Here is a 15,554-nt window from a genome sequence, read left to right on the forward strand (position 1 = left end):
TTTCGCTTCTGGCGCACGATAAGGCGCTACGGCACCATCCCCTGGATTTTGTCCGATACGCCCTCCACGCGCGTCCCAGGCGGCCTATAAGCTCAAGGACAGGCCCCAGGGAAGAGCGCTCGCCATGCCACCGATCGAACCGCGTCATGCTGCTGCGCAATCCCCAGGTGGCCTTCTGCGGCGGCGCCCTGGTGTTCCCCGGCGGCAAGGTGGAGCAGGCCGACGGGCATGTGCAGCTCCGCCAGCACTGCCTGGGCGCGGATGCTCTGGACGACGACGAACTGCGTTTCCGCGTGGCGGGGCTGCGCGAACTGTTCGAGGAGAGCGGCATCCTCCTGGCACGGCGCGCGGGTAGCGAGCAGCCTTGGCTGGAGGAAATTGGCGGCATCCGCCATCTGTGCATTCCTGAGGATGCTGGTTATCCCGAGGCGGTCTTTCCGCTAAGGCCCGGTGCGGGGTTCTGAATCCGTTTTCCGCATAAACGCCCTCCTTGGCCGGAGAGCAGCTTCGGAACAAGCCCAACAATTGCCCTCATGGCGTTTCCTATAGGGAAGAGGCCCTCCGCCCCGACCTCGCCATATCCCGGCGTAGGGCGCATAACGCCTACGGCGTTATCCGCCGAATCACGAACAGAGTCCTACGGAGTCTCCTCGTAGGATGGGTTGAGCGAAGCGATACCCATCACCGCAACCGCATGGGTTTCGCAGGCTCAACCCATCCTACGAAGAGCACCTCGGCGCGACCGGCAAGGTTGCTCCTACGGTTCAGGGAAGCACGGGCGTAGGAGCGGACTCCGTCCGCGATTGGATTCACCGGCCACACCGGGCGTCCCGGTGCATTGGCCAACGGCGGATAACCGCGAACGGTTATGCGCCCTACGCGCTCCTTCGCTTGCGGGAGTGACGGGGACGATCAGGCGCTTCAGGACGACGCCGAACTCTCCGCCTGCTCCGAACAACCCCCTCTCCCTCTGGGAGAGGGCTGGGGTGAGGGAGCGGAACCAGAGCCAGGATGCCTTCGCTGAACCATGGCAGAGCCTAAAAACAGCATTACAACCACCGCTCGGCAATTTGGCTTTATGGTAATGATTTGCCGTCAGGCCCACGACCTGATGGCCGATGAGGTCGAAAGAAGGTCGTTTCATTGTGAAGGTCGATAAGGATCAGTTGGAACATTTGCGGGCGGAGAACGCTCGCTTGATCGAGCTACTGGAAGCCCACGGCATCGACTGGCGCCTGCCTGACGGGCGACCGAGCCGTCCCCCGACGCCAACCAAGCATCTCGATACGGACGCAAAGCTGGCGCTCTTCAAACGTCTATGTGCTGGGCCTGACAGCCACACCGATACGCCGGGATGGCCAGCAGCCGATTATCTTCATGCAGTGTGGGCCGATACGGCATACGGCAGCCAGGCCCGAAAGCGCCCCTGTCGATCTGCTCGTACTACCGCGGTGGTCGTCCAGGCCGATCGTTACGCAAGAAGGGGCGGGTATCCAGGAGGTCTTCCTGCTGATTGCCAGGGATACGGAGAGGACGGAGCGCATCGTTGCCGAGGTGGTTGCTGCCTTCAACCAGGGGAGGAAGATCCTGGTGCTGACGGAGCGAACGGACCATCTCAATGCGCTCGAGGAAAGATTGCCTGGGCAGATCAAGAATCTGTTCGCACTGCATGGCCGGCTTTCCAGGAAACAGCGTGCAGCCCTCATGGAGGGGTTGGCGGCCCTGCCTGCCGATGCACCCCGGGTAATCCTGGCCACCGGCAAGCTGGTGGGCGAAGGCTTCGATCATCCTCCCCTGGATACGCTCATACTGGCCATGCCGGTCTCCTGGAAGGGAACGCTTCAACAGTATGCGGGGCGGCTCCACCGTGAACATTCGAGCAAGGCTGACGTGCGCATCATCGACTTCGTCGACGCAGGGCACCCTGCCTTGCTTCGGATGTGGAGCAAGCGGGAGGCGGGTTATAGAGCCATGGGCTATCGCTTTGCGGAGGCATCCAGTTCCCTGGAACTGTTCGGCCCGGCCATAGCCGTCGACGACAATAGCGATTAGCCAAGCCAAGGCTACGGAAGCCGGAATGACTCACGCCCGATCACCGGTAGCAACCATTCTGGCGACCAGCCATAAAAAACCCCGGCTGACCTTTCGGAGAGCCGGGGTTTTCAAGAGCAGCAGGGCAGTTAACGTCTAGCAGGATATCCGTTCAACGTTGTCAGCCCCCAAGTGCTTCACCAATCACACGTCCAGGTTCGACACCGCCAGGGCGTTGCTTTCGATGAAGTCGCGGCGCGGCTCCACGGCATCGCCCATCAGGGTGTTGAAGATCTGGTCGGCGGCGATGGCGTCCTCGATGGTCACCTTCAGCATGCGGCGGACGTTCGGGTCCATGGTGGTTTCCCACAGCTGGTCCGGGTTCATCTCGCCGAGGCCTTTGTATCGCTGGATGCTGTGGCGCTTGGTGCCTTCGGCCATCAGCCATTCCAGGGCGTCCTTGAAGCTGGAGACCGGCCGCTTGCGCTCGCCCTTCTGCACGTAGGCGCCTTCTTCCATCAGGCTGTTCAGCTTGGCGCCCAGCTCGGTGACCGAGCGGTAGTCGTTGCTGGCGAAGAAGTCGCGGTTGAAGGTCACGTAGTTGGACAGGCCGTGGGCGACCATCTCCACCTCGGGCAGCCACAGGTGGCGCTCGCGGTCTTCGCGCAGGCTGGCGGTGTAGGTCAGGCCGGACTTCTCGGAAGTCTTCAGGCGCGCCTGGTACTGCTCCAGCCAGGCCTGCATGGCGGCCTGGTCGCCCAGCTGCTCGACGTCGATGCGCGGCAGGTAGACGAAGTGCTCGGTCAGGTCCTGCGGGTACAGGCGCGACAGGCGGGAGAGGGTACGCATGACGGTGCGGTACTCGTTGACCAGCTTCTCCAGCGCTTCGCCGGACAGGCCCGGGGCGCTTTCGTTGACGTGCACGCTGGCGTCTTCGAGGGCCGACTGGGTCATGTATTCCTCCATGGCCACGTCGTCCTTGATGTACTGCTCCTGCTTGCCTTTCTTCACCTTGTACAGCGGCGGCTGGGCGATGTAGATGTAGCCACGCTCGACCAGCTCGGGCAGCTGGCGGAAGAAGAAGGTCAGCAGCAGGGTACGGATGTGCGAACCGTCGACGTCAGCATCGGTCATGATGATGATGTTGTGGTAGCGCAGCTTGTCGATGTTGTATTCCTCGCGCCCGATGCCGCAGCCCAGCGCGGTGATCAGGGTGCCGACCTCCTGGGAGGACAGCATCTTGTCGAAGCGAGCCTTCTCGACGTTGAGGATCTTGCCCTTGAGCGGCAGGATCGCCTGGGTCTTGCGGTTACGGCCCTGCTTGGCAGAACCGCCCGCGGAGTCACCTTCCACGATGTACAGCTCGGAGAGGGCGGGGTCCTTCTCCTGGCAGTCGGCGAGCTTGCCCGGCAGGCCGGCGATGTCCAGCGCGCCCTTGCGGCGGGTCATCTCGCGGGCCTTGCGCGCGGCCTCGCGGGCGCGGGCGGCGTCGATCATCTTGCCGACCACGGCCTTGGCTTCGTTGGGGTTCTCCAGCAGGAAGTCGGCGAAGTACTTGCCCATTTCCTGTTCCACCGCGGTCTTCACTTCGGAGGACACCAGCTTGTCCTTGGTCTGCGAGCTGAACTTCGGATCCGGCACCTTCACCGAAATGATCGCGGTCAGGCCTTCCCGGGCATCGTCGCCGGTGGTGGCGATCTTGTATTTCTTCGCCAGGCCTTCCTGCTCGATGTAGTTGTTCAGGTGGCGGGTGAGGGCAGAGCGGAAGCCCGCCAGGTGGGTACCGCCGTCACGCTGCGGAATGTTGTTGGTGAAGCAGAGAATGTTCTCGTTGAAGCTGTCGTTCCACTGCAGGGCGACTTCCACGCCAACGCCGTCTTCCTCGCGCTGGGTGTTGAAGTGGAACACCTGGTTGACGATGTTCTTGTTGGTGTTCAGGTACTCGACGAAGGCGCGCAGGCCGCCCTCGTACTTGAACAGCTCTTCCTTGCCGGTGCGTTCGTCGCGCAGCAGGATGCCCACGCCGGAATTGAGGAAGGACAGCTCGCGGATGCGCTTGGCCAGGATGTCCCAGCTGAAATGGATGCTGGTGAAGGTCTCGTTGGAGGCCTTGAAGTGCACCTCGGTACCCGAGCCATCGGTCTCGCCCACCGGGCGCAGCGGGAACTGCGGCACGCCGTGACGGTAGATCTGCTCCCAAACCTTGCCTTCGCGGCGGATGGTCAGGCGCAGCTCCTCGGAGAGCGCGTTCACCACGGACACACCCACACCGTGCAAGCCACCGGAAACCTTGTAGGAGTTGTCGTCGAACTTACCGCCGGCGTGCAGTACGGTCATGATGACCTCGGCCGCGGAAACCCCTTCTTCCTTGTGGATATCGACCGGAATGCCACGGCCGTTGTCGCGGACGGTGATCGACTCATCGGTGTGGATGGTGACGCTGATCTCGCTGCAGTAGCCAGCCAGAGCTTCGTCGATCGAGTTGTCCAGCACCTCGAACACCATGTGGTGCAGGCCGGTGCCATCGTCCGTGTCGCCGATGTACATACCCGGACGCTTGCGTACCGCGTCCAGCCCCTTCAGCACCTTGATGCTGTTAGAGTCGTACGTGTTGTTCTCGCTCATTCTTCACTCCCGAGGGTGGTCTGAGAGACATGCCCATGTTCCACGTGGAACATCGCAACCGGCGTGTCCGTTCGCCAGCCGTCCTTCAATGGTTCAGGGTCGACGCAGGTGATGAATACCTGGCAACCCAAGTCTTCAAGCAGCCGGCACAACGAACGCCGGTGCTTTTCGTCGAGTTCCGAGGGCAGGTCGTCCACCAGGTAGACGCACTGTCCTCGCTTGGCCTGATTGATCAGGTGCCCCTGGGCGATACGCAGGGCGCATACGACCAGTTTCTGCTGCCCCCGCGACAGGATCTCCGCCGCGTTATGCCCGCCCAGGCGAATTCGTAGATCGGCCCGTTGCGGTCCAGCCTGGGTATGCCCCATCTGCTGGTCGCGCAACAAGCTGCCGTTCAATACCTCGCTCAGCTCGCGATCCTTGTCCCAGCCGCGGTAATAGCTGAGGGTGAGCTGGTCCAATCGGATCAACTCGCCCAGCGTCTGTTCGAAGACCGGTTTGAGGGCCTGGATATAGGACCGCCGATAGCCATCGATTTCGTCGCTGGCAGTACACAATTCGCGATCCCAGGCAGCCTGCGAAGCACCGTCCAGTCTACCATGTCGAAGCCACGAGTTCCGCTGGCGCAGCGCCTTCTGCAGCCGCTGCCAGGCGACCATGAAGCGTTGTTCCACGTGGAACACTCCCCAGTCGAGGAACTGCCGACGAATCTTCGGCGCGCCTTCCAGCAGGCGGAAGCTGTCCGGGTTGATCAGTTGCAGCGGCAAGGTTTCCGCCAGCTGCGCAGTGCTGCGCGCATTCTGGCCGTCGATGCGGATCTGGAAATCGCCCTGGCGCTCCCGGGACACACCCAGGTTGCTGGTCATGCCATTGGCCAGCTGAACCTGGCCAAAGACGGTGCAGGCGGCCTGTTCATACTGGATGACCGGTTGCAGGCGCTGGCTGCGGAAGGAGCGGGCAAGGCCGAGCAGGTGGACGGCTTCGAGCACGCTGGTCTTGCCGCTGCCGTTTTCGCCGTAGAGGATGTTGATGCGAGGGGAGGGGGAGAAGGTCACCGGGTGCAGGTTGCGCACCGCGGTGACCGAGACGCGGGTCAGTGACATTCAGTGAAGGTCAGAGACGCATCGGCATGACGACATAGGCGGAGTCGTCGTTGTCGGCTTCCTGCAGCAGGGCGCTGCTGTTGGCGTCGGAGAGGATCATGCGAACCTGCTCGGTGCCCATCACGCCCAGTACGTCCAGCAGGTAGCTGACGTTGAAGCCGATTTCCAGGCTGCTGCCGTTGTAGTCGACCTGCACTTCTTCCTCCGCTTCCTCCTGCTCCGGGTTGTTCGCCTGGATCTTCAGCAGGCCGGAGGTCAGTTGCAGGCGAATGCCGCGGTACTTCTCGTTGGAGAGGATCGCGGTACGGCTGAAGGCTTCACGCAGCAGTTGGCGGTCACCGATCACCAGCTTGTCGCCGCCCTTGGGCAGCACGCGCTCATAGTCGGGGAACTTGCCGTCCACCAGCTTGGAAGTGAAGGTGAATTCGCCGGTGGTGGCGCGGATGTGGTGCTGGCCGAGGACGATGTCCACCTGGCCGTCCTGCTCGGTGAGCAGGCGCGCCAGTTCCAGGATGCCTTTGCGCGGCACGATGACCTGGTGGCGGTCCTGGGCTTCCGGCACGCCGCCGGTGAAGGAGCACATGGCCAGGCGGTGGCCGTCGGTGGCCACGGCGCGCAGGGTGCCGCTGGAGACTTCCAGCAGCATGCCGTTGAGGTAGTAGCGCACGTCCTGCTGGGCCATCGCGAAGCTGGTGCGGTCGATCAGGCGACGCAGCTTGCTCTGCACCAGGCTGAAGGTCAGCGAGCCCGGGCCTTCCTCCACGGAGGGGAAGTCGTTGGCCGGCAGCGTCGACAGGGTGAAGCGGCTACGGCCGGCCTTCACCAGCAGCTTCTGCTCGTCGACGCGGATGTCGATCAGCGCGTCGCTGGGCAGGCTCTTGCAGATGTCCATGAGCTTGCGCGCCGGAACGGTGATCTCGCCCGGTTCGGCCGGCTCTTCCAGGGTGACGCGGCCAATCAGTTCGACCTCGAGGTCGGTACCGGTCAGCGACAGCTGCTGGCCCTGGACCACCAGCAGTACGTTGGACAGAACCGGCAGCGTCTGGCGGCGTTCGACCACACCAGCGACCAGTTGCAGGGGTTTCAACAGAGCTTCGCGTTGAATGGTGAAATGCATGGTCTAATCCCTTGCCTCGTGGGGCTGCAGCTTGGCCTCAGGTGGTCAGCGTACGCAGCAGGTTCTTGTAGTCCTCGCGGATGTCCGCGTCGGATTCCTTCAGTTGAGCGATCTTACGACAGGCGTGCAGCACCGTGGTGTGGTCCCGACCACCGAAAGCCACGCCGATCTCCGGCAGGCTGTGGTTGGTCAGTTCCTTGGACAGGGCCATGGCCACCTGGCGCGGACGCGCCACCGAGCGCGAACGGCGCTTGGACAGCAGGTCGGCGATCTTGATCTTGTAGTACTCGGCGACGGTGCGCTGGATGTTGTCGATGCTGACCAGCTTGTCCTGCAGGGCCAGCAGGTCCTTCAGCGACTCGCGGATCAGCTCGATGGTGATCGGCCGGCCCATGAAGTGGGAGTGGGCGATCACCCTTTTCAGGGCCCCCTCAAGCTCGCGCACGTTGGAGCGGATGCGCTGGGCGATGAAGAAGGCCGCGTCGTGCGGCAACTCCACCTTCGCCTGCTCGGCCTTCTTCATCAGGATGGCCACGCGGGTTTCCAGTTCCGGCGGCTCCACAGCCACCGTCAGGCCCCAGCCGAAGCGCGATTTCAGGCGCTCTTCCAGGCCTTCGATCTCCTTCGGGTAGCGGTCGCTGGTGAGGATCACCTGCTGGCCGCCTTCCAGGAGGGCGTTGAAGGTATGGAAGAACTCTTCCTGGGAACGCTCCTTGCGGGCGAAGAACTGGATGTCGTCGATCAGCAGGGCGTCCACCGAGCGGTAGAAGCGCTTGAACTCGTTGATGGCGTTCAGCTGCAGGGCCTTGACCATGTCCGCGACGAAGCGCTCCGAATGCAGGTACACGACCTTGGCGTTCGGGTTCTTCTTCAGCAGGTGGTTGCCCACGGCGTGCATCAGGTGCGTCTTGCCCAGGCCCACGCCCCCATAAAGGAAAAGCGGGTTGTAGCCGTGCTTGAGGTTGTCCGCCACCTGCCAGGCCGCGGCGCGGGCCAGCTGGTTGGACTTGCCCTCGACGAAGTTCTCGAAGGTGAAGGTGCGGTTCAGGTAGCTGGTGTGCTTGAGCGCGCCCTCCACCTGCACGTTGCGCTCGGTGCGCACCGCCGGCGCCGCAGGCATGGCCGCTGCGGCGGCCAGCGGGTCGATGCTCGGGCTGGACTCGTCGATGTCGGGCATCGGCTCCTGCACGTTGAGCTGCATCTGTTGCACACGGCTGGCCGCTTCGGCCTGGGCCGGTGCCTCGGCCTGGTAGGCCTGGGCCTTGGCTGCGCGCACCTGCGCCGGCGAGGGCGGCGGGGTGATGGTCGGCGCGGGCATCGCGTGGCTCTGCGGCATCAGCGCAGGACGCGGGGCCCGGCTGCGGCGGCTGCCGATGAGCAGCGAGAGGGCGGGAATCTGCCCATTGCCACGCTCACCCAGCAGTTCGAGCAGACGCCCCATGTATTTTTCGTTGACCCAGTCCAACACGAAGCGGTTCGGTGCGTAGACACGCAGCTCCTCGCCCTCGGCCTCGACCTGCAGCGGCCGGATCCAGGTGTTGAATTGCTGGGATGGCAGCTCGTCGCGGAGCAATTCCACGCACTGCTGCCAGAGTTCCACGGACACGGGTATCCCCCAGGAGATTGGAAAGGAATGGAACGAAAAGGAAAGCGCAATTGTAGCCGTGCGCTAGCGACTTATCCACATGAGAAATCAACAAGTGGGCAAGCAAAATCAAGGCCTTAATGATGGCACATGGCAACAGCCGGCGCACCCTGAAAGTTGTGGATAACCCCTGCACCGATGGGGGATGAACCAGGCTGGAAAGCTGTTGAGAACTTCCGCTGTGGACAAACCGGTCTTTCTTCCCCAGATTATCCACTGCCGCCGCACAGGAGGGTCACCACTTCTCGACACCTTCGTCAAATCCGCCGTGCCACGGAAACAGTGGCCGGAATTGACTTATCCACAGATCTGGCGCTCCCTAGTAACAATCGCTTTCACCATCTTTTAAGAAACCTTTTCCTTGCTTTCTATTTCTGCAGAAAGCCGCTGGGCAATTACCGGCTGGTTGGAAATTGACCTGCACCGGTGTTTTCACTAGAATCGCCGGTCTCTTTAAACGGGGTCCCTGCGACCTCAGGTCATCAATCCAGGTACCGAACAATGAAACGTACTTTCCAACCCAGCACTCTCAAGCGCGCTCGCGTCCACGGTTTCCGCGCTCGCATGGCCACCAAGAACGGCCGTCAGGTTCTGTCGCGTCGTCGCGCCAAGGGCCGCAAGCGTCTGACCGTCTGATTCGCCCGGCACAGGTGGTGAGTCGAGGATTCGACCGGGAAAAGCGTCTTCTGACAGCCCGGCACTTCACAGCGGTCTTCGACTCCCCCAGCGCCAAGGTTTCCGGTAAGCACGTCCTGCTGCTGGCGCGCGAAAACGCTCTGGATCACCCCCGCCTCGGCCTGGTGATCGGCAAGAAGAACGTCAAGCTCGCCGTCGAGCGCAACCGCCTCAAACGCCTGATCCGCGAATCGTTCCGGCACAACCAGGAAGCCCTGGCTGGCCTGGACATCGTGGTCATTGCGCGCAAGGGGTTGGGTGAATTGCAGAACCCCGAACTGCACCAGCAATTCGGCAAGCTCTTCAAACGCCTGCTGCGCAACCGACCCCGGCCGGAAAGCGCAACCGAACCTCCGGGGGTCGCCGACAGTTCCCATGCGTAGACTGGCGCTGCTTCTCATCCAGTTTTACCGCTACGCCATCAGCCCCTTGATGGCCAGTCACTGTCGCTTTCACCCCAGCTGCTCCTGCTACGCGTACGAAGCCATCGAACACCATGGCTTCCTGCGCGGCGGCTGGCTGGCCCTGCGTCGCCTGGGCCGCTGCCATCCCTGGCATCCCGGTGGCTATGATCCCGTGCCGCCCGCCACTTCCAAGCACCGCCCATCCTCGACGGCCGAGTAACCATGGACATCAAACGCTCGATCCTCATCGTCGCCCTGGCTATCGTGTCCTATGCGCTGGTTCTCCAGTGGAACAAGGACTACGGTCAGCCTGAACTGCCGGCCCAGACCGCGTCGTTCAACCAGCAGCCCCAAGGCCTTCCGGACACTTCCGTGCCGGCCGGCGGCACTGCCAGCGCCGACGTACCGACCGCCCAGAGCGGCGAAACCGGGCTGCCCAGCGCCCAGCAACCGGCAGCCGCCAACGGCCAGCTGATCCAGGTGAAGACCGACGTCCTCGACCTGGCCATCGATCCGCGCGGTGGCGACGTGGTGCAACTGGGCCTGACCCAGTACCCGATGCGCCAGGATCGCCCGGACCTGCCCTTCGCCCTGTTCGAGCATGGCCAGCGCACCTACCTGGCGCAGAGCGGCCTGACCGGCACCGACGGTCCGGACGCCGCCGTCGCCGGCCGCCCGCTGTACAGCAGCGCCAAGCCCCAGTACCAACTGGCCGACGGCCAGGACCAACTGGTGGTCGACCTGAACTTCGCCCGCGACGGTGTCAGCTACATCAAGCGCTTCACCTTCCACCGCGGCCTGAAGACCGACTGCAGCGACAAGGAAAAGGCGCAGAAGAAGCTCGACTGCATCAACCCGAACGCCTACCAGATCGACGTCACCTACCTGATCGACAACCAGAGCGCCAAGCCCTGGAGCGCCTCGCTGTTCGCCCAGCTCAAGCGTGACGCCAGCGCCGATCCGTCGTCCACCACCGCCACCGGCGTGTCCACCTACCTGGGCGCCGCGGTCTGGACCCCGGAGAAGCCCTACGTGAAAGTGTCCATGAAGGACATGGACAAGGAGCCCTTCAAGCAGACCCTGCAGGGCGGCTGGGTAGCCTGGCTGCAGCACTACTTCGTCACCGCCTGGGTGCCCGCCAAGGGCGACACCCACAACGTGATGACGCGCAAGGACGCCCAGGGCAACTACATCGTCGGCTTCACCGGCCCGACCCTCAGCGTGCCCGCCGGTGCCAAGGGCGAGACCAGCCTGACCCTGTATGCCGGTCCCAAGCTGCAGAAGTACCTGGGCGAGCTGTCCCCGGGCCTGGAGCTGACCGTCGACTACGGCCCGCTGTGGTTCATCGCCCAGCCGATCTTCTGGCTGCTGCAACACATCCACGGCCTGGTCGGCAACTGGGGCTGGTCGATCATCCTGCTGACCATCGTCATCAAGCTGGCCTTCTTCCCGCTGTCCGCCGCCAGCTACAAGTCGATGGCGCGCATGCGTGCCGTCTCGCCGAAGATGGCCGCGATCAAGGAACAGCACGGCGACGATCGCCAGAAGATGTCCCAGGCGATGATGGAGCTGTACAAGAAGGAGAAGATCAACCCGCTGGGCGGCTGCCTGCCGATCCTGGTGCAGATGCCGGTGTTCCTCTCCCTCTACTGGGTACTGCTGGAAAGCGTCGAGATGCGCCAGGCCCCGTGGCTGGGCTGGATCACCGACCTCTCGGTGAAGGATCCGTTCTTCATCCTGCCGATCATCATGGGCGCCACCATGCTGGTCCAGCAGATGCTCAACCCGACCCCGCCGGACCCCATGCAGGCCAAGGTGATGAAGCTGATGCCGATCGTCTTCACCTTCTTCTTCCTGTGGTTCCCGGCCGGCCTGGTGCTGTACTGGGTGGTCAACAACTGCCTGTCCATTGCCCAGCAGTGGTACATTACCCGGCAGATCGAACGCGCCACGAGCAAGGCCAAGGCCGCCTGATCCCCGCGCTGTCGAACCACCTTCAGAACGCCCCCTCGTGGGGCGTTCTGCTATCCGGAGGAAAACCATGAACGCAGCCCGTGAAACCATCGCCGCCGTTGCCACCGCCCAGGGCCGGGGCGGCGTGGGTATCGTCCGCGTCTCCGGGCCGCGGGCGCTGCCCATCGCCATCAGCCTCAGCGGCCGCGAGCCGCAGCCGCGCTTCGCCCACTACGGGCCCTTCTACGACGACCAGGGCGAGGTGATCGACGAAGGCCTGCTGCTGTTCTTCCGCGGCCCCAATTCCTTCACCGGCGAGGACGTGGTGGAACTGCACGGCCACGGCGGCCCGGTGGTGCTGGACATGCTCCTGCAGCGCTGCCTGGAACTGGGTTCGCGCCAGGCGCGCCCCGGCGAGTTCAGCGAGCGCGCCTTCCTCAACGACAAGCTCGACCTGGCCCAGGCCGAGGCCATCGCCGACCTCATCGAGGCCAGCTCGGCCCAGGCCGCGCGAAATGCCGTGCGCTCTCTGCAGGGCGAGTTCTCGCGGCGTGTGCACCAGCTCACCGAACAGCTGATCCAGCTGCGCATCTACGTCGAGGCGGCCATCGATTTCCCCGAGGAGGAAATCGACTTCCTCGCCGATGGCCACGTGCTGTCGCAGCTCGATAAGGTCCGCGCCGAGCTCGCCGGCGTGCTGCGCGAAGCCGGCCAGGGCGCGCTGCTGCGCGACGGCATGACGGTGGTGATCGCCGGCCGCCCCAACGCCGGCAAGTCCAGCCTGCTCAACGCCCTGGCCGGGCGCGAGGCGGCCATCGTCACCGACATCGCCGGCACCACCCGCGACGTGCTGCGCGAACATATCCACATCGACGGCATGCCGCTGCACGTCGTGGACACCGCCGGTCTGCGCGACACCGAAGACCATGTGGAAAAGATCGGCGTGGAACGCGCCCTCAAGGCCATAGGCGAGGCCGACCGGGTGCTGCTGGTGATCGACTCCACCGCGCCGGAGGCCGCCGATCCCTTCGCCCTCTGGCCGGAATTCCTCGACGAACGCCCGGACCCGACGCGGGTCACCCTCATCCGCAACAAGGCCGACTTATCCACAAGCCCGGTAGGCATCGAGGAAAGCGCCGACGGCCACGTCACCCTGACCCTCTCCGCACGCTCCGGCGACGGCCTGGACCTGCTGCGCGAACACCTGAAGGCCTGCATGGGCTTCGAACAGACCGCCGAAAGCAGCTTCAGCGCCCGCCGCCGCCACCTGGAAGCCCTGCGCCAGGCCGGCCAGCACCTCGACCACGGCCACGCCCAACTGCTGCTCGCCGGCGCCGGCGAACTGCTCGCCGAGGACCTGCGCCACGCCCAGCAGGCCCTGGGTGAGATCACCGGGGCGTTCAGCTCCGATGATCTGCTGGGGAGGATCTTCTCCAGCTTCTGTATCGGGAAGTGAGGCTTGATGATATCGATCGGCCCCGTAAAGTAGAGCGCCTCATCATCCCTCTTTAATCTGCAAATCTTTAAGGATCGTGTATGGCGCGGATGTGGATGGTACGCGGTGAAGGCGGAAGTCTGTATGAAGCCTTCAGAGAACACGGAATTGCAGCGATCGGCTGGCGACAGATCTCGGCGCAAGCTAAACCGGGAATTGCCCGCAAGCAACTGATCGCCTTGTACCAATCGGCCGAGCCGCAAATGAAGCAAGGTTCCGTGATCTCTGGCGCCTCGCAAGTGTGGCGCTTCGTCAATGAGATTCAGGACGGGGACTGGGCCATTACCTATTCCCCAGCCAACCGCACCTACATGGTGGGTCAAGTCAACGGGCCTTCCGAACACCATCCCGAATGGGTCGAGCAAGGCATGCCATTGGCACGCAAAGTGCGCTGGCAACCCCAGGAACTGGCTCGTGACAATCTCAGCGCCAGCACCAAGAACAGCCTGGGCTCGACGCTGACGCTGTTCGAAGTGCCGCCCGCTGCCGCTTCCGAAGTACTGGCGGCGCTGAAGGGTAAGCCGGTGCCGGTAACAGAAGAGGAAACCGAAGAAGCCGTCGTCGACCCGCTGGCCGATATCGACTCCCAAGCCCTGGAGCGCATCAAGGACCGTGTCAACGAGCTCGACTGGGACGACATGCAGCAACTGGTCGCCGGCATTCTGCGCGCCATGGGCTACAAAACCCAGGTCTCGCCGCCTGGTTCCGACCGGGGCAAAGACATAGTCGCCTCGCCCGATGGCTTCGGCTTCGAGCACCCGCGCATCGTCGTGGAGGTCAAGCACCGCAAGGGGCAAATGGGCAGCCAGGAGATTCGCAGCTTCCTGGGCGGCCGCCACAAGGATGATCGCGGGCTATACGTCAGTACCGGCGGTTTCACCAAAGAGGCTCAGTATGAAGCGGAGCGCGCCTCCATCCCGCTGGCAATGTGGACATTGGACCATGTGGTGCGCGCCCTGATCGAACACTATGACGCCACCGACGCCGAAACCAAACGAATCGTACCGCTGAAGCGACTGTACTGGCCTGCCTGAAGCCAGAGGGAACTGGTGCTGAAGCAGGCTGAATCACTGTCGAACGCTTGGTCGAAGTGATGACTGCGTAGGGGTACTGGGATGAATGGCAAAAAACTGATCCGCAACAGCACGGCCGAGTTCCTGATCTTCACTGGCCAGGCCGGCGAACAGAGCATCGAGGCCCCCTATGAGGACGAAACCCTGTGGCTGTCTCAGAAGCTGATGGCCGAACTGTTCGGGGTGGATGTGCGCACCGTCAGCGAGCACCTGAAGAACATCTTTGCCAGTCATGAGCTCGCGCCTGAGGCAACTATCCGGAAATTCCGGATAGTTGCGTCTGAAAACAAACTCTCCAGTGACTTCGCTAACGGGCCGAAGCGATCGCCTCCGCGCGTTCGCAGAGTTCGGCCACGCGACGCCTGGCGGTCCCAGCGCATGGCTCCGCAGCCGCGTCCAGCAGGTCCGGGTCGATCTCGAGGAACTCCACCAGGGCTTGCTGCGCTGTGGATAACTCCGTCAGGCCTGGCGGGACCTCGGGTTCCTCATCCTCAGCTTCCAGGAAAGGCGCATCCGCCAGCCAACCCAGGTAGAGCGGGCGCAGGTCGCCGCCCTGCAATTCCTCCCGCAATGGCAGCAGGCGCGGCATCCATTGCGTGCCATTGTCCACGGCGAAACGATCGAAGTTCTCGGTCTCGTCGAGCATCCAGTTGAAGCACCAATGCGAATCGCTGGCGACGATGGAAAAACTGAAGGAGGCGATGGCGAAGGGTAATACCCGTTCCGCCGGGAGGGCGGACCTGGGCAGCCGCAACGACAGCCGGCAGCTGGCAAAACTGGCGAAATAGACAAAGGCGTCGAAATAGCGCCGCATCCACTCATCCGGGTCGCCGTTGAGATCACCCCAGTTGTATTGGTTGGTGAAAACGGTCGGAGTAATGACGGCGCGACCGGACCTGGCTCGCAGTTCGGCCATCTCTTGCGGGGTGAGCGGCCGATCGATGGCTGCGAATTCGTAGTACTGGTATTCACTCATGACTGGCTGTCTTGGTTCGGGTGAAGAGTGGCGATGGTACACGCTCGCTTCTGTCCAGGAACTCACTCCCAGGGGTTCGCGAGCAAGCTCGCTCCTACGAAGAACCGTGCCCGTTCCCCACGTCCTGGTTTTGAACACAGGAAGAAATGACCTGTGGATAGCCCCTTTCCTTGCCCATATCCCTGGCAGCTTGTGGATTGATCTATCGGCGTAAACAACGAAACCACCGTGGAATCTGGCCTGGATCAACCTATTCACATGCCGCCCTGAACCCTGTGGAAAACTACCGTATAGCTACGTAGACAACCCAGTGGCCAAAACCGGGGATAACCTGCCTGTGCATAACCCTGCATTCCATGCACAGGTGTTCAACCGGAAGTGCCCTGCTTCCGGACACCTTCGGCACAGGTTTATCCTTCGCTGTAAATCTCGCTCCAGAAGGCCCCGAAGCACTTAT

Annotated in this window: 13 protein-coding genes and 1 pseudogene; 8 read left to right on the forward strand and 6 right to left on the reverse strand. The window is 63.0% G+C overall.

What is annotated here, in order from left to right; translation table 11 throughout:
- The first annotated feature begins 146 nt into the window (after positions 1–146).
- Both PM1_RS30395 and PM1_RS30400 read left to right on the forward strand, forming a co-directional pair.
- Positions 147–464: a hypothetical protein gene (locus PM1_RS30395; RefSeq protein WP_009614450.1), complete on the forward strand. Its 318-nt coding sequence runs from the start codon at positions 147–149 to the stop codon at positions 462–464.
- Positions 465–1,317: 853 nt separating this feature from the next.
- A pseudogene (locus tag PM1_RS30400) lies at positions 1,318–2,052 on the forward strand (DEAD/DEAH box helicase); the annotation flags it as partial.
- Between the two features lie 183 nt (positions 2,053–2,235).
- On the opposite strand, the gene gyrB reads toward PM1_RS30400, so the two are convergent.
- From gyrB to dnaA, 4 genes are read right to left on the reverse strand one after another with little or no spacing between them, the layout of a single operon-like run.
- Complete coding sequence (gyrB, locus tag PM1_RS30405) at positions 2,236–4,656, reverse strand: DNA topoisomerase (ATP-hydrolyzing) subunit B (RefSeq protein WP_009614448.1); 2,421 nt, start codon at positions 4,654–4,656, stop codon at positions 2,236–2,238.
- Entirely contained in the window at positions 4,653–5,759 is a 1,107-nt protein-coding gene (recF, locus tag PM1_RS30410; RefSeq protein WP_009614447.1) for a DNA replication/repair protein RecF, read from the reverse strand. The genes gyrB and recF overlap by 4 nt, the downstream gene beginning before the upstream one ends.
- Before the next feature lie 10 nt (positions 5,760–5,769).
- Positions 5,770–6,876, reverse strand: a complete 1,107-nt coding sequence (gene dnaN, locus PM1_RS30415; protein ID WP_009614446.1) for a DNA polymerase III subunit beta — start codon at positions 6,874–6,876, stop codon at positions 5,770–5,772.
- 37 nt (positions 6,877–6,913) lie between these two features.
- A complete protein-coding gene (gene dnaA / locus PM1_RS30420) occupies positions 6,914–8,482 on the reverse strand; it encodes a chromosomal replication initiator protein DnaA (RefSeq protein ID WP_009614445.1) in 1,569 nt (522 codons plus the stop codon).
- A 540-nt stretch (positions 8,483–9,022) separates the two neighbouring features.
- Between dnaA and rpmH the strand changes: the two genes are divergently transcribed.
- The 6 genes from rpmH (at position 9,023) to PM1_RS30450 (ending at position 14,082) form a co-directional block, all read left to right on the forward strand.
- A complete protein-coding gene (gene rpmH / locus PM1_RS30425; RefSeq protein ID WP_003100258.1) occupies positions 9,023–9,157 on the forward strand; it encodes a 50S ribosomal protein L34 in 135 nt (44 codons plus the stop codon).
- A 14-nt stretch (positions 9,158–9,171) separates the two neighbouring features.
- The gene (rnpA, locus tag PM1_RS30430; protein WP_009614437.1) at positions 9,172–9,579 is read left to right on the forward strand and encodes a ribonuclease P protein component; all 408 of its coding nucleotides are present in this window, start codon (positions 9,172–9,174) and stop codon (positions 9,577–9,579) included.
- Positions 9,572–9,820, forward strand: a complete 249-nt coding sequence (gene yidD / locus PM1_RS30435) for a membrane protein insertion efficiency factor YidD (RefSeq protein ID WP_043270141.1) — start codon at positions 9,572–9,574, stop codon at positions 9,818–9,820. The genes rnpA and yidD overlap by 8 nt, the downstream gene beginning before the upstream one ends.
- Positions 9,821–9,822: 2 nt before the next feature.
- Entirely contained in the window at positions 9,823–11,574 is a 1,752-nt protein-coding gene (yidC, locus tag PM1_RS30440; protein WP_009614436.1) for a membrane protein insertase YidC, read from the forward strand.
- Positions 11,575–11,641: 67 nt separating this feature from the next.
- Positions 11,642–13,009 carry a tRNA uridine-5-carboxymethylaminomethyl(34) synthesis GTPase MnmE gene (gene mnmE, locus PM1_RS30445; protein WP_009614435.1) on the forward strand — a complete coding sequence of 456 codons (1,368 nt, stop codon included), beginning with the start codon at positions 11,642–11,644 and terminating at the stop codon, positions 13,007–13,009.
- A gap of 80 nt (positions 13,010–13,089) precedes the next feature.
- A complete protein-coding gene (locus PM1_RS30450) occupies positions 13,090–14,082 on the forward strand; it encodes a restriction endonuclease (RefSeq protein WP_009614434.1) in 993 nt (330 codons plus the stop codon).
- Between the two features lie 33 nt (positions 14,083–14,115).
- Here the strand turns inward: PM1_RS30450 and PM1_RS30455 are convergent, their stop codons facing one another.
- Together PM1_RS30455 and PM1_RS30460 are read right to left on the reverse strand one after the other, a co-directional pair.
- Positions 14,116–14,355, reverse strand: coding sequence for a hypothetical protein (locus PM1_RS30455; RefSeq protein WP_161788533.1), 240 nt, complete (start codon positions 14,353–14,355; stop codon positions 14,116–14,118).
- Positions 14,356–14,428: 73 nt separating this feature from the next.
- Positions 14,429–15,097 carry a hypothetical protein gene (locus PM1_RS30460; protein ID WP_009614433.1) on the reverse strand — a complete coding sequence of 223 codons (669 nt, stop codon included), beginning with the start codon at positions 15,095–15,097 and terminating at the stop codon, positions 14,429–14,431.
- Positions 15,098–15,554: the final 457 nt, after the last annotated feature.

Source organism: Pseudomonas sp. M1 (assembly GCF_022760135.1).
In the GTDB taxonomy this organism is placed as follows: Bacteria; Pseudomonadota; Gammaproteobacteria; order Pseudomonadales; family Pseudomonadaceae; genus Pseudomonas; species Pseudomonas citronellolis.